At 44.6% G+C, this 20859-nt stretch carries 21 protein-coding genes, 2 riboswitches and 1 other annotated feature; of the genes, 17 read left to right on the top strand and 4 right to left on the bottom strand.

Going from position 1 to position 20859, the window contains the following annotated elements; translation table 11 throughout:
• Nucleotides 1–9: 9 nt before the first annotated feature.
• The gene (locus BUB66_RS06545) at nucleotides 10–387 is read right to left on the bottom strand and encodes a helix-turn-helix domain-containing protein (protein ID WP_073256500.1); all 378 of its coding nucleotides are present in this window, start codon (nucleotides 385–387) and stop codon (nucleotides 10–12) included.
• 178 nt (nucleotides 388–565) lie between these two features.
• Here BUB66_RS06545 and polA point away from each other — a divergent pair, with 178 nt between their 5' ends.
• From polA to BUB66_RS06525, 4 genes are read left to right on the top strand one after another with little or no spacing between them, the layout of a single operon-like run.
• Nucleotides 566–3154, top strand: a complete 2589-nt coding sequence (gene polA, locus BUB66_RS06540; protein ID WP_073256497.1) for a DNA polymerase I — start codon at nucleotides 566–568, stop codon at nucleotides 3152–3154.
• Between the two features lie 13 nt (nucleotides 3155–3167).
• Complete coding sequence (gene coaE / locus BUB66_RS06535; RefSeq protein WP_073256494.1) at nucleotides 3168–3791, top strand: dephospho-CoA kinase; 624 nt, start codon at nucleotides 3168–3170, stop codon at nucleotides 3789–3791.
• Complete coding sequence (locus BUB66_RS06530; protein WP_073256491.1) at nucleotides 3743–4333, top strand: lytic transglycosylase domain-containing protein; 591 nt, start codon at nucleotides 3743–3745, stop codon at nucleotides 4331–4333. The genes coaE and BUB66_RS06530 overlap by 49 nt, the downstream gene beginning before the upstream one ends.
• Nucleotides 4334–4364: 31 nt before the next feature.
• Nucleotides 4365–5399: a nicotinate phosphoribosyltransferase gene (locus BUB66_RS06525; protein ID WP_073256488.1), complete on the top strand. Its 1035-nt coding sequence runs from the start codon at nucleotides 4365–4367 to the stop codon at nucleotides 5397–5399.
• Nucleotides 5400–5413: 14 nt separating this feature from the next.
• Here the strand turns inward: BUB66_RS06525 and ndk are convergent, their stop codons facing one another.
• Nucleotides 5414–5818, bottom strand: coding sequence for a nucleoside-diphosphate kinase (gene ndk, locus BUB66_RS06520; RefSeq protein WP_073256485.1), 405 nt, complete (start codon nucleotides 5816–5818; stop codon nucleotides 5414–5416).
• 73 nt (nucleotides 5819–5891) lie between these two features.
• On the opposite strand from ndk, the gene BUB66_RS06515 reads away from it, so the two are divergent.
• Both BUB66_RS06515 and BUB66_RS06510 read left to right on the top strand, forming a co-directional pair.
• Nucleotides 5892–6548 (top strand): phosphoribosyltransferase, encoded by a 657-nt coding sequence (locus BUB66_RS06515; RefSeq protein WP_244269781.1) that lies wholly within the window; start codon nucleotides 5892–5894, stop codon nucleotides 6546–6548.
• A 2-nt stretch (nucleotides 6549–6550) separates the two neighbouring features.
• Nucleotides 6551–7360, top strand: coding sequence for an undecaprenyl-diphosphate phosphatase (locus tag BUB66_RS06510; RefSeq protein ID WP_073256479.1), 810 nt, complete (start codon nucleotides 6551–6553; stop codon nucleotides 7358–7360).
• A 4-nt stretch (nucleotides 7361–7364) separates the two neighbouring features.
• Here BUB66_RS06510 and BUB66_RS06505 read toward each other — a convergent pair whose 3' ends face one another.
• Nucleotides 7365–7841 (bottom strand): hypothetical protein, encoded by a 477-nt coding sequence (locus tag BUB66_RS06505; protein WP_073256475.1) that lies wholly within the window; start codon nucleotides 7839–7841, stop codon nucleotides 7365–7367.
• A gap of 93 nt (nucleotides 7842–7934) precedes the next feature.
• Here BUB66_RS06505 and BUB66_RS06500 point away from each other — a divergent pair, with 93 nt between their 5' ends.
• The 11 genes from BUB66_RS06500 (at nucleotide 7935) to BUB66_RS06445 (ending at nucleotide 19447) form a co-directional block, all read left to right on the top strand.
• Nucleotides 7935–8303 (top strand): Na-translocating system protein MpsC family protein, encoded by a 369-nt coding sequence (locus BUB66_RS06500; RefSeq protein ID WP_073256472.1) that lies wholly within the window; start codon nucleotides 7935–7937, stop codon nucleotides 8301–8303.
• 251 nt (nucleotides 8304–8554) lie between these two features.
• Nucleotides 8555–9607 (top strand): Nif3-like dinuclear metal center hexameric protein, encoded by a 1053-nt coding sequence (locus tag BUB66_RS06495; RefSeq protein WP_188092880.1) that lies wholly within the window; start codon nucleotides 8555–8557, stop codon nucleotides 9605–9607.
• A 37-nt stretch (nucleotides 9608–9644) separates the two neighbouring features.
• A complete protein-coding gene (locus tag BUB66_RS06490; RefSeq protein ID WP_073256469.1) occupies nucleotides 9645–10730 on the top strand; it encodes a hypothetical protein in 1086 nt (361 codons plus the stop codon).
• A 616-nt stretch (nucleotides 10731–11346) separates the two neighbouring features.
• Nucleotides 11347–12423 (top strand): bis-aminopropyl spermidine synthase family protein, encoded by a 1077-nt coding sequence (locus BUB66_RS06485; protein ID WP_073256467.1) that lies wholly within the window; start codon nucleotides 11347–11349, stop codon nucleotides 12421–12423.
• A gap of 42 nt (nucleotides 12424–12465) precedes the next feature.
• Nucleotides 12466–12684, top strand: a binding site (T-box leader).
• A 71-nt stretch (nucleotides 12685–12755) separates the two neighbouring features.
• Complete coding sequence (ileS, locus tag BUB66_RS06475; RefSeq protein ID WP_073256461.1) at nucleotides 12756–15893, top strand: isoleucine--tRNA ligase; 3138 nt, start codon at nucleotides 12756–12758, stop codon at nucleotides 15891–15893.
• A 12-nt stretch (nucleotides 15894–15905) separates the two neighbouring features.
• Nucleotides 15906–16406: a nitroreductase family protein gene (locus tag BUB66_RS06470; RefSeq protein ID WP_073256458.1), complete on the top strand. Its 501-nt coding sequence runs from the start codon at nucleotides 15906–15908 to the stop codon at nucleotides 16404–16406.
• 147 nt (nucleotides 16407–16553) lie between these two features.
• Nucleotides 16554–17426 carry a DNA-3-methyladenine glycosylase family protein gene (locus BUB66_RS06465; RefSeq protein WP_073256455.1) on the top strand — a complete coding sequence of 291 codons (873 nt, stop codon included), beginning with the start codon at nucleotides 16554–16556 and terminating at the stop codon, nucleotides 17424–17426.
• 89 nt (nucleotides 17427–17515) lie between these two features.
• The gene (locus BUB66_RS06460; protein WP_198409390.1) at nucleotides 17516–17779 is read left to right on the top strand and encodes a hypothetical protein; all 264 of its coding nucleotides are present in this window, start codon (nucleotides 17516–17518) and stop codon (nucleotides 17777–17779) included.
• On the top strand, nucleotides 17772–18398 hold the full coding sequence (locus BUB66_RS06455) for a nucleotidyl transferase AbiEii/AbiGii toxin family protein (protein WP_244269786.1): 627 nt from the start codon (nucleotides 17772–17774) through the stop codon (nucleotides 18396–18398). Before BUB66_RS06460 ends, BUB66_RS06455 begins: the two co-directional genes overlap by 8 nt.
• Before the next feature lie 95 nt (nucleotides 18399–18493).
• The gene (locus BUB66_RS06450; RefSeq protein WP_073256449.1) at nucleotides 18494–19159 is read left to right on the top strand and encodes an SdpI family protein; all 666 of its coding nucleotides are present in this window, start codon (nucleotides 18494–18496) and stop codon (nucleotides 19157–19159) included.
• 21 nt (nucleotides 19160–19180) lie between these two features.
• Entirely contained in the window at nucleotides 19181–19447 is a 267-nt protein-coding gene (locus BUB66_RS06445; RefSeq protein ID WP_073256446.1) for an autorepressor SdpR family transcription factor, read from the top strand.
• Nucleotides 19448–19736: 289 nt separating this feature from the next.
• Nucleotides 19737–19829, top strand: a riboswitch (glycine riboswitch).
• Nucleotides 19830–19832: 3 nt separating this feature from the next.
• A riboswitch (glycine riboswitch) is annotated at nucleotides 19833–19915 on the top strand.
• Nucleotides 19916–20040: 125 nt separating this feature from the next.
• Here BUB66_RS06445 and BUB66_RS06440 read toward each other — a convergent pair.
• Nucleotides 20041–20859, bottom strand: an 819-nt coding sequence (locus BUB66_RS06440; protein ID WP_073256443.1) for an IS110 family RNA-guided transposase, incomplete at its 5' end; no start/stop codon positions are given.

Here is a 20859-nt window from a genome sequence, read left to right as displayed (position 1 = left end):
TTTAAAACTTTAAAAATCTTTGCCTTGGACTTTTTTCCAGGAATCTAGTTCTTCTATAATAGTCCTGCATACGGAGGCAAGCAATTTTATCTCATGAGCAGGCCTGGTTTTGACCATAGCCAAAAGTTCGTTAATTGCGCTATCCGAGTCTGTTTGTGCTTTATAAATTTCGGCGTCCTCCAAAATGTAGTCAAGGCTCACGTTTAGGGCCTTGGCTATTTTCGAGAGAGTTTTGAGAGAGGGTATTTTATCTCCCCTTTCCACCTGCCCAATGTAGCTGTAATGCAGACCAGCCCTTTCTCCGAGTTCCTCCTGGGTCAGGTTGCGCTGTTTTCTCAAGCGCCTGATTCTATTTCCTATGCCGTAAAATATTTCCCTGTGCTCCATCAAACCAACTCCTGATAAATCTTCTTACTATATCGTGCAATTTTTAGCAAACAAAGTAAAGAGAATAAAGGTACTAAAAAATAAGTCAAATATTGTCGATTAATATTATAAATATTTTTCATCAAATAGAAGGTTTTTAAGCGCTTTTGGTGAATAATAAGTAAAAGGAGTGACTTCGATGAAGAAAATTATGCTTATCGATGGGAACAGCCTGATGCACAGGGCATTTTACGCACTTCCTCCACTTATGACGTCAAAAGGCATTCACACCAACGCCGTTTACGGCTTTGTCAACATGCTCATGAGAATCATAAAAGAAGAGGCCCCTGATTACATAGCGGTCGCTTTTGACCGAAAAGCACCGACTTTCAGACATCAGGAATATGCGGCATATAAGGCAAACAGAGTTAAGATGCCGGAAGAGCTGACCGGGCAGTTCGATATTTTAAAGCAAATCCTGAAAGCTATGAACATCCGCTATGTGGAAAAGGAGGGCTATGAAGCCGACGACCTTCTAGGGAGCTTGTCGAAGAAAGCCGAAGAAAAGGGATTATTGACGTTAATTGTTACAGGAGATAAAGATACGCTTCAGTTAGTTTCGCCTAAAGTTCGCGTGATGCTAACCCGAAAGGGCATCACGGAATTGGAACTTTACGACATCCAAAAGATAAAAGAGCGCTTCGGCATAAAACCAGAGGCATTTCCGGATTTAAAAGGGCTGATGGGCGATGCGTCCGATAACCTGCCGGGAATTCCGGGGGTTGGTGAAAAGACGGCTTTAAAATTGCTCCAAGAATACGGAACCCTGGAAAACATCCTGGAAAATACTGATGCCTTGAAGGGTAAGTTGAGGGAGAATATACTCCTTTACGGAGAACAGGCAAAGAGCAGCAAAAAACTGGCAACAATAGTGAGGGATGTAGACCTCGAGTTGAATTTGGAAGAGCTGGCTTTCGGCGAACCGGATTACGAAAAGCTAGCCCGGATTTTCAGAGAGCTTGAATTTTACAGCCTCCTCGACAGGCTGCCGCGACCAAAGGAAGGTAATCAAAGGGAAACTGTGTCCGTTTGCATAACTGATATTGGGCAGTTAGGGAAGGTCATAGAGGAAATAAAGGCAAGGAAAGCTGTAGCTATTGAATTCCAAACAGAAGGCAAAAGCCCAGCAGTTCGTCTAAAAGGTATAGGGATTTCTGCTTCCTGCGACTGCAGTTATTTTGTGCCGGAAGAAATCTTAAGGGAAAATCAAAGTTTGAAAGATAAGGTTCTGTCGCTTCTTGCCGACCGTGAAATTGCGAAAGTCGTTCATGATGGCAAAAGGTCGAGAGTCGCACTTGCAAAGGAGGGAATCGATTTTATATACGATTTTGACACTATGCTTGCGGCATACCTCATCGACCCGTCAAAGACCCGATACGATTTGGAAAGCTTGATTTATGAAAATTTGGGTGCGGAGCTTACGGGTTCTGAAGATGCGGGCAAGCGGGCATCATTCCTTTTGCCATTAAAAGAAGTGCTGAGCGAGAAGCTCAAAAATCAGGACATGGAAAGTCTCTTCAAAGATGTGGAGATGCCTTTGAGCATAGTGCTTGCGGATATGGAAATGTCAGGAATCCGGGTTGACCCGGAAAAACTTAAAAGGCTTTCCCTTGAATTCGGGAAAAGGCTAGAGAACCTCACCGATGAGATATATAAACTTGCAGGTTTGGAGTTTAACATTAATTCTCCGAAACAGTTGGGAGAGGTTCTCTTTGAGAAATTGAGCCTTCCTGTTGTCAAAAAGAAAAAGAGCGGGTATTCCACGGACGCCGAAGTACTGGAAAAGCTAAAAGGCACCCATCCGATTATAGAGAAAATTTTAGAATACAGATTTCTTATGAAAATGAAATCGACTTACGCCGATGGGCTATTGTCCCTGGTAGACCGGGAAACCTTCAAGATATACAGCAATTTCAACCAGACGATAACTGCTACAGGGCGTATAAGCAGCACCGAACCCAACCTACAGAACATCCCGGTGAAAACCGAAATAGGAAGAAAAATAAGGGGTGTTTTTGTTGCGGAGAACCCAGACCACGTGTTGCTCTCCGGCGATTACTCCCAGATAGAACTTAGGGTGCTTGCCCACATCTCGGGAGATGAAGGACTGATAGAAGCGTTTGTAAAAGGCGAGGATATTCATGCCAGGACTGCAAGCGAGGTTTTTGGTATACCCAAGGACCGGGTCACTTCTCAATTGAGAGATAGAGCTAAAGCTGTAAACTTTGGTATAATTTATGGTATAAGCGATTACGGTTTGGCCCAGAACTTGGGGATTACTACCGGCGAGGCAAGGGAGTATATAGAAAGCTATTTCAATAGATACCCCAAAGTAAGGGATTACATAAGAGAGACCATAAAAGATGCGAAGATAAAAGGATACGTAACCACAATTTTGAACCGCAGGCGCTATATACCTGACATAAACAGCAGAAACTACAACCTGAGGTCGTTTGCTGAAAGGGTCGCGGTAAATACCCCGATACAAGGGAGTGCCGCGGACATTATAAAAATGGCTATGGTAAAGATATACAATCACTTCAAAGAACTTAAACTCAAGACGAAGATGCTGATTCAGGTTCACGACGAGCTGATTTTCGACGTGCCGAAAGAAGAACTGGAAGTGGTAAAAAATATCGTAAAATCGGATATGGAAACCGCAGTACCGCTCAGGGTTCCGCTGGTGGTAGATTTCAAGGTGGGAAAGAGCTGGGAGGAAATAAGTTAAGGAGGAGGAAGCTTTGAGAGTAATAGGTCTTACCGGCGGAATCGCAAGTGGGAAAAGCACAGTTTCTAAGATGCTGCGAGAGAAAGGTGCATATATTATCGATGCTGACGAGATAGCCAAAGAGATAGTAAAACCGGGCAAACCCGCATGGGAAGACATAGTGAGACATTTTGGGAAGGAGATCTTGGACGAGTCGGGGAATATTCTCCGGAAAAAATTGGCCAAAATAGTTTTTTCTGATGAGAAAGAATTAAGTGTACTAAACCGAATAACTCATCCGAGGATAGTGGAAGAGATTAAACGGCAACTTGAAGAATGTAAGAAGAGAAATGAAAAGATTGTCGTAATAGACGCTGCCCTCCTACTTGAAATAGGGCTTGATGTGTTAGTGGAAGAGGTATGGGTCGTAGCAGTAGACGAAAAAACTCAAATAGAGAGGCTAATAAAAAGGGAAAACTACATTAGCTACGCCGAGGCTGTGGAGAGAATAAGGGCCCAGATGCCTCTTGAGGAAAAGCTTAAATTTGCTACCAGAATAATTGATAACAGCAGGGACATAGAAGATACGCAAAAACAAGTGGACGAGATATGGAGGGAAATAGAAAAGACGTGGGAAGAATCACAACGAGGAACATAGCAATTTTTATTTTATTTTTGGTTGGATTGGTTTCGCTTTACAGCAATGTGCTGTGGTTTTTAAGGTACCTTTATCCGCTAAAGTACGAGGAATATATAGTGAAATATGCGGACGAATACGGTGTGGACCCTTATCTTGTGGCTGCTGTCATAAAAGTGGAGAGTAACTTTTCGCCGGAGGCAGTGTCACCTAAAGGTGCTATGGGATTAATGCAAATTATGCCCGATACAGCCCGGTGGGCTGCTGAGCAAATAGGGATTGGAAATATAAAGGCTAGAGAATTTTTCAATCCAGGGGTAAACATCCGCATAGGAACTTGGTATCTTGCTGGGCTAATCAAGGAATTTAAGGATACCGATTTGGCTCTGGCCGCATACAATGGAGGGAGGGGCAATGTCAGGGAGTGGATAAAAAGCGGAATTTTCGATAAGAAAAAGAACCCCAATTTCATACCTTTCGAGGAAACCAGGCGTTTTGTGCAAAAGGTAAAGAAGGCCTATTTTTGGTATAAAAGATTGTACGATTTTGAAACCAGAACCTAGACTATAATATCATTATGGCGGAGGTTATTTTATGAAGGAAATGAAGAGTCTAGAAGATGTAAAAAATTTCAAAGTAGATGAAGACAGGCTCTTTTTTTCGGCTACCCATGAAGAAATAAAAAAAGGAGCTACCACCGACATCTATTTCATTAAGACCATGGAAATATTGAAATACATGGGCCTCGAAAATACGGATGTGGTGGCCGAGGTCTTTCCGAGAAAAGCCGGCATAATGTGCGGAGTGGAGGAAGTTTTGAGCCTTTTGAAGGATAAAAACGTTGAAATCTACGCCCTTCCTGAAGGCGAGAGATTTTCTCCCAAAGAAACCGTGATGAGGATAAAAGGCCCTTACGGCGAATTCGGTATTTTTGAAACCGCTCTTCTTGGTATTTTAGCCCAATCCAGCGGCTGGGCGACGGCAGCCAGGGAGTGCAGGGAAGCGGCGGGAGACAAGGTGATGATTTGCTTTGGCGCCCGTCACGTGCACCCTGCAGTGGCGCCGGTAATGGAGAGGGCGGCGGTGATAGGCGGTGCCAGCAACGCCAGCTGCATACTGGCTGCAAAACTCCTTAACCGGCAGCCGTCGGGAACGGTACCCCACGCGGCCATGCTCATCGCGGGGGACACCGTATCGGTGGCAAAAGCATATCACGAGATTATGCCCCCAGATTCGCCGAGGATTATCCTGGTAGATACCTTCAAAGATGAGGCCGAAGAATCGCTGGCTGTAGCCGAAGCATTAGGAAAAGCCCTCGAAGGAATAAGACTTGATACCCCCAGCGAAAGAGGTGGGGTAACCAGAGAACTGGTTTATGAAGTAAGAAAAAGGCTCGACCAAAAGGGTTACAATTACGTGAAAATATTCGTGTCTGGCGGTCTTACCCCGGAAAGGATAAGGGAGCTTTCCGAGGCCGGCGCGGATGCTTTCGGAGTCGGAAGTTACATTTCAGGGGCATCGCCGATAGACATGACCATGGACATCAAGGTGGTGGAAGGCAGGCCTGTGGCAAAGAGAGGCCGGATTCCAGGCATTATAGAAAATCCCAGATTGAAAAAGATTAAATAAACCTGTAAACCAGATTAAAGCTCGGGGAACCAAAGTTTTATTTCACGGTAGGCACTTTCAGGACTATCAGAAGCATGGACGAGGTTGTGAGTCGTGGAGGTAGCAAAATCGCCTCTGATAGTGCCGGGAAGTGCTTCTTCAACTTTGGTGGCTCCGTTGAGCAAGCGCACGAGCTTAATGGCATTTTCCCCTTCGAGAACCATTGCAAAGACAGGTCCAGACGTTATGTACTCCACAAGTTCGTTGAAAAAAGGTTTTGAGGAGTGCTCGCGGTAATGTTCTTCGGCAAGTTCTTTTGATACCTTTGTGAGCTTTGCTGCGACCAGCTTCAGACCTTTTTGTTCGTAGCGCTGTAAAATGGAACCTATAAGGCCGCGATTTACGCCGTCGGGCTTTATCATAACGAAAGTTTTCTCCAAAAAAATACCTCCTTTGAATTTTTTTAATATATTTTACATAATATTATTCTATGCTGCAAGTTCTTAAAAAAGGGTGAGGAAAGTGTTGTTTGAAGACCGGAAGGAAGCTGGTAAAAAGCTGGCACAGGCTCTTTTGAAATACAAAAACGATAAAAGTGCGGTGGTTTTCGCCGTGCCTCGGGGCGGTGTGGTGGTAGCGGAGGCCGTCTGCGAATATCTCCAGATTCCCCTTGACGTTGTCGTCGCCCGAAAGATAGGTGCACCTTTTAACGAAGAGCTGGCAATCGGCGCCGTCTCTCCTGATGGCGACGTTATAATAAATGAAGAAGCGGTAAGAGTATTGAAGGTGAGTGAAAGCTATTTAATGGCACAAAAGCAGAACAAAATCAATGAGATAAAGGAAAGATTAAAAAAGTACAGGGGAAGCGATGTTTACGAGAGTCTGGAAGGCAGAACCGCTATTATAGTCGACGATGGAATAGCTACGGGTTATACGGTAAAGGCTGCTGTCGACTTCATACGGGGGCTAAATGCCGAGCGCGTTGTCGTTGCCTCACCCGTCATAGCTCCGGATACTCTCGTTGAATTTGAAGGCTTGGTAGACGAAGTGGTTTACATTTATTCCGATGAGCCCTTTTACGCCGTCGGCCAGTTTTACAAGTTTTTCCCGCAAATTTCTGACGAGGAAGTGATTTCGATTATAAAAAAAATAAAGGGTAAAGGAGAATAAAAATGCACCTATTTATGAAAGCAATTATTATGGGAATAGTCGAAGGCTTGACTGAATTCCTTCCCGTTTCTTCGACAGGCCATCTAATAATAGCGGGAGACCTGATAAATTTTAAAGGAAGGCCGTTTCACATAATGTTCGAGATAGTTATACAACTTGGGGCAATATTTGCGGTTATATTCTACTATAGGCATAAAATAATAAGTTCCTTTAAAGAGTTGCTGCCCGGACAGAGGGGATTCCGCTTCTGGCTTAATATTTTTATAGCCTTTTTGCCCTCGGCAATACTTGGAGTGCTCATAAATGATTACATCGAACGCTATCTTTTTTCGTCTTTTACTGTGGCGATTGCCCTGATATTGGGTGGATTTCTTATGATTTTGGCCGAGAACGTGTTCGGGCGCTACGGTATCGAAGACCTTGAAGAAATGACACCAGGAAAGTCGCTGATAGTAGGTATTTCCCAGTGCCTTTCGCTTTTTCCGGGTATGTCGCGCTCTGCTTCCACGATAATGGGGGGTATGGCTGCGGGACTATCAGTAAAAGCTGCTGCCGAATTTTCCTTTTTCCTCGCGATCCCGACAATGCTGGGGGCTACCACCTATTCGCTTATGAAGGGGTTTTCTTCGGTGACTGCTGTAGAATGGAAGGCGTTGGGAGTAGGATTTGCGGTTTCCTTCATCGTGGCCTTACTTGCGGTGGATAGGTTTTTGGCATACCTTACCCGACATTCTCTTAAAACCTTTGCGTATTACAGGATACTCATAGGTGCGCTTATGCTTTTTCTAGTGTATGCTGGGGTGGTAGGGTGATATGCTAAAGTGCAAAAGTCCTTTCGGAGTACATCGTTTTCACATATTCGCTCATGTCGACTACAAAAAATCCACGCCTTGGCCAGTCTATTTTTACATCAGGCCTGTTTAGGGGGATTTCCTGAGATCTGTTTCCTAAGAAAATGCGCATTATCAAATCTTGGGCCATAATACCCGGGTCGAGGTATAAATTGGTATCTACAGTAAGTTTGATTTCGTCTCCCGGATCCAAATAAATCAGGTTGAAGGGCCGTGCGGGTTTGGCTTCAAATATTTCTACAAGGTCTTTGTAGGTATATAAAATCTTTCGCCCTGTGGCGGTTACCCTTTTTCCTCCGAGAATTACGCCGTAAAAATTGAAGGCGTCCTTCGAAAGGCTTTCCTCTATTAATTTGTCGTTTACGGTGATTGCAAGGGAAATTTCATGGTAATCGGCAATGTAGATGGCCCTGCTTGCGAAAAGTTCGATGCTGAACTCCACGGCTTTATTCCTCCTTTGAAAAGCAATATTATATTTTAATCTATTCATTTTGAAGGTGGTTTGTTAATGAAACCCTAGTGAGGAGGGATTTTTTTGAAAAAACTCGGGGATTTCAAACAGGAAGTGATGAAAATAAATAACCGCGTCAACGAGGAGATGTACGGCAGGGGGCTCGATTGGCAAAAAGTTGAGGTAATAGGAGATAAGATAATAATAATAGCTTTGAACCGACGGATATCGGTTTTAAGGCACTTGGACAATAAAGATAGTTTCACCGCAAGGTTGATGGACCTGGCTTTATTGAACGAATTTAAGGTGAGATTTAAGAAAAATTTTGAAGAAGCCACCGGTCTGGAAATAAGGAGTATTTTGAAAGATTACGACCCTGTGAATCAACTGGCGGGTACTATAATAATAACTGTCAAACCCGTAGAAGAGTTTTTATCTAGAGAAAATTTGTAATACAAAAATAATAATCTATATTGACAAAAAAATGATTATATGATATTTATTTATGTAAACAAGAACTGATCAAGAAAATAAGTGGACTGGATAAGAGAGATCCGCAAGGATAGCTCGAGGCCGTCAAATAAGTGCTTCTAAAGGGAACGATTGCGCCATTTCCTGAAGAGGAACGTGGTGTGGTTTTCCCTGTAGGAAGTATTTATTTGGCGGCCTATTTATTTTTGCTTACAAAGGGGGATTTTATAAAGATGCAGATAAAAGTAAAAGATGTAATAAATGTGCTCGATGACATCACCGGCGGCAGAGTTGTAAGAGGCACTGAGGACCTTTTTTCCGGCAGGAATCCTTTCGTCGTCATGAAATCTTCTAATATACCCGGTAAATCGGTTATGGAGATACCGGGCCTGGTGTTCGGAGACCCCGAGGCGAAAGTGAACAAAATAGCAGTCGTTATGACCCTGACAGAAAGCTGTATAGAATTGGCTGCGGCTACGGGAGTCGACCTCATCGTGGCTCATCATCCTGTAGCCGATGCAGCAAACTCTGGCGGGGTAACCTTAAAAAACTATTTGGGGCTTTACGGCATCAACGTCATAGAGCTCCATGAGGCTTTTCACGGCCTGCATCCAGGTATATCATACCTTCATGGCCACAGGGCATTCCGGGTTGACATAAAGTACGGCGGCGTACCAGGAAACATCCTCTACGTAGGAAAGGTACTGGACGGTATTAAAACGCTCGGCGACATCTTGGACAGGCTCGACAAAATGATGGACATCGAAAGAGAGTTAAAATTAGTCGAGTGCGAAAGATCGCTATACGGTTGCGGTGATGTGATAGATTCGGTTACGGCCGTAAGAGGCGAGATTTTGGTGGGCACTCCAGAGACCCAAGTAAATACTGTGCTGCATATCTTTCCCCATACGGGATTTACGCCAGAGCACCTGGAGAAGGCAAAAAACGAGCATCCGGAGGCGGATACGGTATTAGCTACCATAAGCAGGACGAGAAGGGACAGCGGGCTGGTTGCTAAAGCAAAGGAACTGGGGCTCAGCTTTATATGCGGGAACTGCCATTCCATGGAAGTATTTGAAAACGGGCTCCCCTTAGCTTATGCCTTAAGGAGTTACCTGCCCGAAGATGTAAGAATTGTCATCCTTAGAGAGAGGATTACCTCGATACCTATGGAGTACGTTGGGGCATCGTCTATAAAAGAGTACGCAGTCTATATAGCAAAGAATTATCTTGTCAGAAAAAAAAAGGGGGGATACAGGCTAAAGCAAAACAAAAATAAATCTTGAAAAGTGAATTATTTTACAAAAGGAAGGAGGAAGCATAATGGCATTGCGGGAAAAGGAATTACCTGAAGTAGGTCGTAAAGTAGAGACGATAGAATGGGTGGGCCTTGTACTTCTTTTGAGTTCTCTTGCCGTTCTCTTTGTAAGGCCCGGGGTAATCGGCGGTATTTTCGACGCGATGGTCAATAGGGTAGTGCCGATTGTGGTAAAAGTATATCTAACCGGGACCCTGGGGAGTGCTATTATACTGAGTGTCATGACTGGGCGGATCTTGGAAAGGCTTGGTTTTACCGATGCGCTGGTACGCCTTTTTACCCCGGTTGCTAGGCTGATGAAAATTACTCCCCTCATAATTGTGCCTGCAATATACAACATTTTGGGGGATATAAATGCCGCAGGGCGGATAACCGCACCGTCCTTGAAAAAAGCGGGGGCTACTAAAGACGAGCAAAAGATAGCCATTGCCACCATGTGCCAGGGCAATCAATCGTTTTCCACATTCATGCTGGGGCTCTTGGCTTTCACAAAAGGGGGACTTTGGGCATTTCCGATAATAGTGGTTGGGCTCTTCCTTCCTGTGGTGCTCGTCCCTCTCCTGCTGAGCAAGACATTATACAGAGATGTAAAATTTAAGGACGTAGCCGAAATGCCGAGGTTTACCCCCAATACTCCGGCGATACCCACCATCTTCAACGGCGCAAGAGAGGGAGCGGAGCTGTTGTTTCTGCTCTTGATACCAGCGGCTGCTGTGGTGTTTGCCTTGATGGGGGCCCTTGATTTCTTAGGGGTTTGGAAACCGATAGAAAGTGCTCTAACCGCATTCCTTAGCGCGCTTTCTATAGATCCCCAGACGGGAATGCAGTCGATACTGGTATCGCCGACTCTAGCTATGAACACCCTGGTAGAGACCATAAGCAACGTTCCTCCGCGCCTTGCGATAGGTTCGTTCATTCTAGCCGCATCGGGCTTTCCACTTCAGATTCCGCTGGCCCAGATTCCGGCCGTATGGTCTCAGAATTCGGACCTAACCGCAGGAGAGGCCATGCAGGCTGCTATCGTGGGAATGATTATCCGCATCATTTCGGCTTTCTTGTTATCATGGATTTTGGTCCCGATCGTTATTTGAAGATATACGAAAGAACCTCAATTTACGAGGTTCTTCTTTTTGTTATTAATTATTAATTATAAAAAAAATAATTAAAGCGGCGGCATTAGCTGTCATTGTAAGCCATTTTTACTCCCCTGCTGATAATATTATTAAACTAGGTAATAGAGTTTTCGGCAGTTCAGATTAAGCAGTAAAGGAGTTAGATACTTATGAATATATATAGTTATATAGAAAGATTTATTTTTTTGTTGAGCTCGCTATCTATTATTCTTTATTTATTTTGTAAGGGAAAAAATTATCCTTTTAAAAGAGCTTTTAGGAGTGCATTTTTTATATCACTCGCCGCTACTATAGCACAATTTCTATGGGATATGTTACTATAAAAGTTATATAAAACTTAGATTGTGGGTATAATATTTTATATAATTTTATAAAGGAACCTCTCAATGCGATTTAAATCCCAGAATGTAAATTTTATTTTTATTTAAGCCGATCCGACATTTTGACTGCTCTTGACTTTAATGGCTTTAAATTATATAATTATTGCCGTTCGCGCAAATATTATATTTATCTTTCTATTCAGGGCCTTGTAAAATACAGGGTCCTTTTTAAATCGCATAATGGGGGTGAGGTAATGGACGTCAGGCAACTTTCAGAGGCAGTGACCGAAAAGACGAAGGTCGATACTACTGCAAGGGATGTGGAAAAAATAATTTCTGGTCTTGCAAGTTCTTCTCATTTTTGGGAAATAGTGTGTGCTACCCAAAAACCGTTCAGCGTTGTAGCGGAAATAATTGGCGCTCTAAAGGAAAAAGGTCTTGTCAGAGTAGACCAGGAAGGAGAAATTACTCTTACCCCGCAGGGGCAGGAATTTTTAAAGGAAAATTTCATAGCCCCAAGAAGGGACTATACGTGCCCTGCCTGTGAAGGTCGCGGAATCGGATTGGAAAAAATAAAGGAATGGATGCAGAAATTCGATGAGCTTACGGTAGACCGGCCCAAAGCCATCATAGACTATGACCAGGGATACATCACTACTGCCAGCGTTATGGCAAGAGTGGCTCTTATGACCGAACGGGGGGACCTTGAAGGCAAGAAACTTTTAGTGCTTGGCGACGACGACCTTCTGAGTTTAGCAGCGGGCCTTACAGGGATGCCCAAAGAAATAGTGGTCCTGGAGATAGACGAAAGGCTTGTAAATTATATCAACGAAAAGGCATCAATGCTCAGCGTGCCTGTAAAAGCGCTGAAGTACGACTTCAGGGATAAACTTCCGGAACAGTACGTGGGGTATTTCGACACCTTCAACACCGACCCGCCTGAGACGATAGAGGCGTTGGAGGTTTGCATGACTCGAGGACTTTCGAGCCTTTCGGGAGAAGGGTGTGCCGGATATTTCGGATTGACCCGCACCGAGGCGTCGCTAAAAAAGTGGAGTCAGTTCCAAAAGATGCTGCTTTCCAAGTTTAAAGTGGCGATTACCGATATAATCGACAATTTCAACCATTACGTCAACTGGGACTACCTGTTGGGCAGCATCAGGGATGACTACTCCTTCGTTCAAGTAAAACCTAAGCTCAATTGGTACAGATCTTCTATGTACCGAATAGAAACGGTGAGCGGCTTTGAGAAAATCGAAAACAGACCCATGCCCTGCGAACTTTACGTGGACGAAGAGGCTTTAATTTACAAACCCGACAAAAGCCGTTGACAAAGGTTGAAAAGTGGGGTATATTAGAAAAAAATTGAAAGTGTAAAAGCGATGACGGGGAAAGTAAGCACCGGGAAACCTCAAGCGAGCCGGTGGCGGTGGGAGACCGGCGGATTACCGGTGGCCGAAAATCCCCCCGGAGCGAGGCCCGAAACGCAAGGAGTAGGAGCCTACGGCGTTGCCGTTATCTCAATGAGAGGGCCGGGCGGATTTCGTCCGGCGCCATCAGGGTGGTACCGCGGGAACAGTCTCGCCCCTTTTTTGGGGCGAGATTTTTCGTTTTATGGAAAATATAAAGCTGCAAGGATTTTTGATGGAGGGATATAAGTTATATGTTCAAAAAAGTAGAACCTACTATGAACTTTGTTCCCATCGAAGAAAAGATCCTTGATTTTTGGAAAAAAGAACGGATTTTCGAAAAAACTTTGGAAAATCGAAAAGACGCTCCGCACTACGTTTTCTATGAAGGCCCCCCCACCGCCAACGGCAAACCCCATGCAGGCCACGTCCTTACCAGGGTTATAAAAGACCTTATTCCGAGGTACAAAACCATGTTGGGCTACAGAGTGGAGCGCAAGGGGGGCTGGGACACGCACGGCCTTCCGGTAGAACTGGAAGTGGAAAAGCAGCTAGGGATAAGCGGAAAACCCCAAATCGAGGAATACGGCGTCGAAGAGTTCATTAAAAAGTGCAAGGAAAGCGTATTCACCTACGAGCAGGAATGGAAGAGGATGACCGAGCGTGTAGGCTTCTGGATAGATATGGAGAACCCCTACGTCACCTACCACAACACCTACATCGAATCGGTTTGGTGGGCGTTGAAAAAAATTTGGGAGAAGGGTTTGCTTTACAAAGGCCACAAAGTAGTGCCTTACTGCCCTAGGTGCGGAACATCACTTTCCAGCCATGAGGTGGCCCAGGGTTACGAGGAAGTGGAAGACCCGTCGGTATTTGTGAAGTTCCTGCTGGAAGGCGAGGACAGAACTTATTTCCTCGTTTGGACCACGACGCCTTGGACGCTGCCGTCGAACGTGGCACTGGCTGTAAAGGAAGATGCGACCTACGTAAAAATCGAGCAAAACGGCGAAAGTCTGATACTTGCCCAAGAAAGGCTGGGTGTCGTAGAAGGGGAATATAAAGTCCTCGAGGAATTCCCAGGGGCAAAACTTGCAGGACTAAAGTACAAGCCAATATTTCCGTTCTTTGAAGAATACAAGGATAAAGCTTTTTACGTAGTAACGGGAGATTTTGTGACAATGGACGAAGGAACGGGGATAGTTCATATAGCTCCGGCCTTCGGTGAAGACGACTACCGGATGGGACAGAAATACGGACTCCCCGTACTGCAGCCCGTGGACACCCAGGGAAGATTTACCGAAAAAGTCATGCCCTGGACGGGAATGTTCGTGAAAGATGCCGACAAAGGCATAATAAAGGACTTGAAACAGAGGGGACTTCTTTACAAATCCGAAAGATACCTTCATACCTATCCGTTCTGCTGGAGATGCGACACGCCGCTCCTTTATTATGCCAGGAACAGTTGGTTCATCAAGACGACGGCGGTTAAAGAAAGGCTTTTAGAGTTAAATCAAAAGATAGGATGGCACCCGGAGCATATAAGGGACGGGCGTTTCGGGAATTTCCTGGAGAACGTAATAGACTGGTGCTTGAGTCGGGAGCGCTACTGGGGCACGCCCTTAAACATCTGGGTATGCGAAAAGTGCGGAAAGGAACACGCCGTGGGAAGCATCGAGGAAATGAAGGCGATGAGCAAGCTGCCAATTGGAGATATAGAGCTGCACAAGCCCTATGTGGACGAAGTTATATTGAAGTGTCCCGACTGCGGCGGCGACATGAAGCGCGTCCCCGAAGTTATAGATTGCTGGTTCGATTCGGGCTCCATGCCTTTTGCCCAATTCCACTATCCTTTCGAAAACGAAGAAGTGTTCAGGGAACGCTTCCCTGCTGATTTCATATCCGAAGCCATAGATCAGACCAGGGGATGGTTCTACAGCCTCTTTGTGATTTCAACATTGCTGTTTGATACCTCGCCCTACAAGAACGTCCTCGTTATGGGGCACGTCCTCGACCAGTATGGGCAGAAGATGAGCAAGCACAAGGGCAACGTGCTCGACCCCTGGGAGGTGCTCAACGAGCAGGGAGCCGATGCAATGAGGTGGTACCTGTACGTGGCAAGCCCTCCGTGGATGCCGAGCCGCTTTTACAAGGAGGCGGTGAGCGAGGCCCAGAGGAGATTTTTAGGGACCCTTTGGAACGTATATTCATTTTTTACATTATACGCCAGCATTGACGATTTCGACCCGAGGAAATATTTCATTCACCCGAAAGAAAGGTCTGAGATGGACCGCTGGCTGCTTTCCAGGATAAACAGCACTAATAAAAAGGTCAGGGAGAGCCTTGACTACTTCGACATAACGGCTGCAGCAAGGGCATTGGAGCATCTGGTGGACGACATGAGCAATTGGTATGTCCGCCGCTCGAGGGAAAGATTCTGGAAATCAGAGATGGATGGCGACAAAGTGGCTGCTTTCCTTACATTATACGAAGCACTGGTAACGCTCATTAAGATGGCAGCTCCCTTTGTTCCCTTCATAACCGAAGAACTCTATCAAAACCTGGTGAGGGTTCCCTACCCCGAGGCGCCCGAGAGCGTCCACCTTTGCAATTACCCAGAGGTGCGGGAGGAACTTATCGACGAAAAACTTGAATACAAGATGGAAATGGCGAGAAAAATCGTAGAATTGGGCCGGGCTGCGAGGAACAAGGCAAAAATCAAAAACCGCCAGCCTCTTTCAAAGATGATGGTGCAGCTCAGAAATCCCAAAGATGAGCAGCTTATAAAGGATCTGACCGATATCATAAAAGAAGAGCTAAACATAAAGGAAATAGAATACATCGTAATGGCAGAACAGTACTTCACCTATACATTAAAGCCGCGCTTTGACCTTTTGGGTCCCAAATACGGAAAACTCATGCCCGCTATTGCCCGGGAAATTTCTAAGGCCAATGCTGCCGAATTGATTAGGGAAGCCAGGGAAAAAGGCGAAGTTGTCCTCAATGTGGAAGGTCAGGAGGTAAGGCTCACACAGGAAGAACTCGACATAAGGGCCCAGGACAAAGAGGGATTCTGCACAGAAGGAGAGGGCGGCTACTACGTCGTGCTCGACACTACAATTACCCGCGAGCTTATGCTGGAAGGAATAGCAAGAGAGCTAACCAGCAAAATTCAGAACATGAGAAAAGAAGCCGGATTCGAAGTGGAGGACAAGATTTACGTCTATTACACTGGGGATTGCGTAATCGACGAGGTGTTAAACTCTCATGGCGAAGAAATCAAAGGCGATACCCTTGCTATTTCCATCGAAAAAACCGCACCGCCTGAGGGTAGCTTCTCCAGGGAGTGGGACATAAATGGGCATAAAGTAATTTTGGCCGTAAAAAAGATGTGAGGTGAGGAATTTGTGAATGAGGTTATCAGGGTTTTAAAAGAAAGAAGAAGTGTGCGCCAGTACGAGGCCAAACCAATTCCTAAGGAAATATTGGAAGATATTATAGATTGCGCAAGACTTGCTGCTACTGCGAGAAATTACCAACCTTGGATATTTGTAGTCGTGACCAACGAAGAAGGAAAAAAAGAACTGGCCAAGCTTGCAACCCATGGCAAATTCATTGCCGAAGCTGCAGCGTGCGTGGCAGTTTTTTGCGAGAAGGAAAGTACTTACAAAGTAGAAGATGGGTCTGCGGCTACCGAGAACATCCTCCTTGCCGCAAAAGCTTACGGAATCGGTTCGTGCTGGGTGGCAGGTCACGGAAAACCTTACGCCGAAGATGTGAGAAAACTACTTAATGTGCCCGAGAAATATGAACTCATCTCCCTTGTCGCGCTCGGGTACACCAGCCAAACCCCTAATCCTCCTAAAAAATCGCTCTCCGAAGTGCTGAAATGGGAAAAATATGGGTAAGTTGTAAAGTCCGGGGATGGGCCCCGGGCTTTGCCTTTTTAGAAAACTTCCTAATCGGCTTTTTAAGAGTTAAAATACAAAGATGAGAGCGCAATGAAAGCTGGATACATTGATATGCAGTTAAAAAGAAAGAGAGGAAGATAAAAATTGGAGATAACATTTACAGGTATTTCTCCTTTCAACCTGAAAGCGATGACGGAATGTGGCCAGGCCTTTCGGTGGAACAGGATGGAGGACGGGGGTTACCTGGGCGTGGTGGGAAACCTGGTGATGAAGGCCTATCAGGAGGAAGATACTTTAAAGGTGTTAACAAACGGTGGCGAGGAGTCGATTGAAATTATCCGGGATTATTTTGACCTGGAAAGAGATTACAGGGATATTGAAGAAAAATTATGCGCCTTTCTGGAATTGACGCCGGCTGTAAAGTTTTGCAGCGGTAACCGCATCCTGCACCAGCAGCCCTGGGAAACCCTGATCTCCTTTATTCTTTCAGCCAACAACAGCATACCGAATATAAAGAGGTCGATAGAGCGGATGGCGAGATGCTTGGGAACTCCTGTGGAGTTAGAGGGAGAAAAATACTATACTTTTCCCACTCCGGAGGTGCTAGCGTCTCTAACGGAATTCCAGATCAGAGATACCCGCTGCGGTTTCAGAGGCAGGTACATAATTGCGGCGGCCCGGATGGTAGCAGCCGGTGAAATAGACCTGGAAAAACTTAAGGATTTTCCCACGGAAGAAGCAAGAGAGATGCTCATGCGAATCCCAGGCGTGGGACGCAAAATAGCCGACTGTGTGCTCCTTTTTTCCCTAAGAAAATTCGACGCCTTCCCAGTAGACGTGTGGATAAAAAGGGTTGTCGAGCACCTTTACTTTGGCGGCAGGGAAGTGCCGGTGAAAGAGATTTTAGATTTTGCGGAAAAAAGATTTGGGAATCTTGCCGGGTTTGCTCAGCAGTATCTTTATTATTATACAAGGAGCTGCTGGGGTGATATTCAAGCCAGTTATAAAAGAATATAGGTTTGGCTTTCCATTTATATTGCCCTTGTTTGTTTTCCTTATAATTGATAGAATAATCTTAACAAACAAAAGACAGGTGGGGATCTTCCATGATTGTGGAAACGACCATAAATGCACAAACCAAAAACTACTTAAAGGAAAAGAAACTAGCGGAGTTAATCAAGAAAATGGAATTCGACAAAGAATACATGGTACAAATATTCAATTTTTTCACGGATGTTCATCTCCAGGATGTTCAGAGGTTTATAATCGCCTACGGTATTACTGAAAAGAATATAAAAGATTTCTACGAAAAGTACGTAAAGCCGTATTATCCCAACAAACAACTGGAGGAGATGTTTGAAAATGCCTGAGCACTGGATTAACCTATTTCAGAAGGCAATTGGTATTTTAGAAAATTCCGGTATAGCTGAAAATGAGTGGTCATTCGGAGGGGGAAGCGCACTCTCATTATATTATAACCATAGGGAAAGTTTTGATGTAGATATCTTTTTGACAGATGCGCAGCACTTGCTGTTGGTGACCCCGCGACTGAATTCTTATATAGAAGGAATTAAAGATTATACCGAGATGTCGAATTTTGTAAAATTGAAAATGGATGAAGGTGAGATAGACTTTATACTGGCTCCCCATTTGACCGAAGATTGGTACGTAAAAAAAGAAATCTTGGGCCGTAAGATTCAGGTAGAAACCCCTTGGGAAATAGTTATAAAAAAGCTTTTCTACAGGCCGGAAAGTTTGAAGGTTAGGGATGTTGTAGATACTGCCGTAGTCCTTAGAAATGAATGGTATAAGATGCTGGAGAATAGTAAAATTTTAGCTTCCAAAGTCGAAATATTGGACTTCAGGTGGGAGAAAATAAAAAGTTTTTATAAAAAAGAGGCTGAAAAACTTATAATTCATGACACTTCAATATTGGAGGAAGCAACTGAACTTTTTGATAGGTACCTTCAGGAGATAAAGACAAAGTGAGATATAATTTTCGTGATAGAAACTTTATTGCCATAAGCCTATTTTTTTGTTATACTATATTTAGATAATCATCAAAATAGCTTGGAGGGATTTGTGTGGCTGAAAAGAAAAAGTCCGCCCTTCCGGTAAATTGGCTTTTATTGGGCCTTATAGCCTCCCTGTACGTTATTGGGTTTGCCGTATACCCCCAGCTTCCCGACATGGTGCCTTCCCACTGGAACGCTTCCGGACAGGTGGACGGGTACATGTCCAAAACTGCCCATGTATTTTTCATGCCTACGGTTGTTCTAGGACTTTATATGCTTCTTTCCTTTGCTCCGGTCATTGACCCGAAACCGGAAAGCTACAAAAAGTTTAGGTACGTCTACGGAACCTTCAGGACGATAATGGTCTTGATTTTTTCCGCGTTATATATAGCCACGACTTTGTACGCCCTGGGTATTCCCGTTTCAATAGGAAGGTTTACCATGCTGGCCATCGGCTTAATGTTTGTTTTCCTGGGAAATTACATGGGAAAGATAAGGCACAACTACACTTTCGGGATAAAGACCCCGTGGACGCTGGCAAGCGAAGAGGTTTGGAACAAGACCCACCGCATTTCCGGGCCTCTTTGGGTGATTGCGGGTTTTATTTGGATTTTGGGCCTATTTTTGGAGGAAAAATTGGGATTTTTCCTGAGCATGGGATCGATCCTTGCCGTTACCATCTTCGGCTTCGTCTATTCGTATTTGCTCTTTAGGAAAATTAAGAGCCAGGGATAAGGGATATAGGGGGAATTCATAATGGGTCTGAGTTCGGCCTTTAAGGCCCTTTCCGATCCCGTGCGAAGGAAAATCCTGTATATGCTGAGAGAAAAAGACATGACAGCCGGAGAAATAGCGGAGAAGTTCGATATATCTTGGCCCACCATATCTCATCACCTCAACGTGCTAAAACAGGCAGGCATGGTTGTAGACGAGCGGAAAGGACAGAATATCTATTATTCCCTCAACACGTCGGTTTTTGAAGAAGTTGTGGCTTTTCTCATGGAACTCTGGAGGAAAATTTAGTTGAATAAAATCCGAGACCTTACCTCCGATTATCTTCTAAAATTTTTTTAAACCATTATTAAGTAGAAGAAGGATTTCGTCTATAAGGTGTCGAATGTTTAATACAAGACCTCACAGTCCTTATTGTTTCTTGTGTTTGTTTCTTGTGTAGCTGGTCTTTTTTTTTTTTTACTTTTATCACCTTTTAACTACTTAAATTTTCCAATGCCATCTGAGCCTTGCATATTGAAAAAATTTATAATATAATAAATATGGTAAGAAAGTCATAAATAACTAAATAACCCAGTGGATGATGGGTGCGGGAGAGACCCCTTAAAGGGGCGCCGAAGGTGTAAGCGGCAGCGCCCGCGAAACTCTCAGGCAAAAGGACCGCATCCGGACATGCCTCTGGAGAGCCGAAAGGCACCGACGGGGCAATTTCCCGAATTTACAAAATTCGGGAGAGAATCTCTCAGGTAGACGACAGAGAGAAATAAAGGGCTTAACCCTTTATTTCTCTTTTTTGTTTGCTTTTGGGGATAATAAATTAAGACGTGCTATGAAAAGTCAATAGGTTATAGCAAAAATTTTTGACAATCACATGGAAATTCTGTTCATGCATTGTTGCCGGGTGGAGACCATTGATAATCCGGGTCATAAGGCCGGTTATCCTTCCAAAGAGAATAAATCAAGTGAACAAGTTTTCTTGCTACGGCTCCTGTAGCAACATTTAAATGCTTTCCCTGGCTGCGTTTTAGCTCATAATAAGCTTTCAACTCTGGGTTAAACCGACGGGCTGAAACCGCAGCTAACCACAAGCTGTTTCTTAAAACAGGGGAACCACGTTTGGACATGCGGTTACGAGTACCCTCAAACAATCCAGAAGCCCTTACAGTAGCATCTAAACCAGCATAGGCTACAAGAGCCCGGGGGTTAGGGAAACGGGAAATATCACCTATCTCACCGATAATTGCAGCAGCAAGGACAGGGCCAATGCCCGGAATAGTTTCAATTACGTGGCGATAAGGTGTCTCTTTACTGGGACGAAGCTCCTCCATAACTTCGTTAATAGCGTCCTCGATAACCTTTATCTGTTCTTCAATAAATTCAATTTGCTCAATCAGCAAACGAAGCTGAAGGGAGAAAGCGTCCAGAGCGATGGTAATACCGAAGGTTCCTTTAGCCGGAGATTGAATCTTTTTAGCTCTTTCTTCACCGAACCTGCCGCGGGAATGTTCTTTAAGGAAAGCAGATAACTCTGAAAGGTCCACTTCAGCCAACTCTTCCGGCGCCGGATAAGATTTAAGCAGCTCCTTTGAAGTCCGGATAAATACGTCGGAGAAGCAGCCGGGGTATTCTGGGAAAATCCTATCTAAGATACCAAGTACTCTATTCTTAAGGCTACCGACCTGGCGGATGAACTCAAAGCGGAG

It is taken from the genome of Caldanaerovirga acetigignens (assembly GCF_900142995.1).
Lineage (GTDB): Bacteria > Bacillota > Thermosediminibacteria > Thermosediminibacterales > Thermosediminibacteraceae > Fervidicola > Fervidicola acetigignens.
The sequence above is the reverse complement of the archived record's forward strand: the minus strand, read 5'-3'. Positions and strand labels throughout refer to the sequence as shown.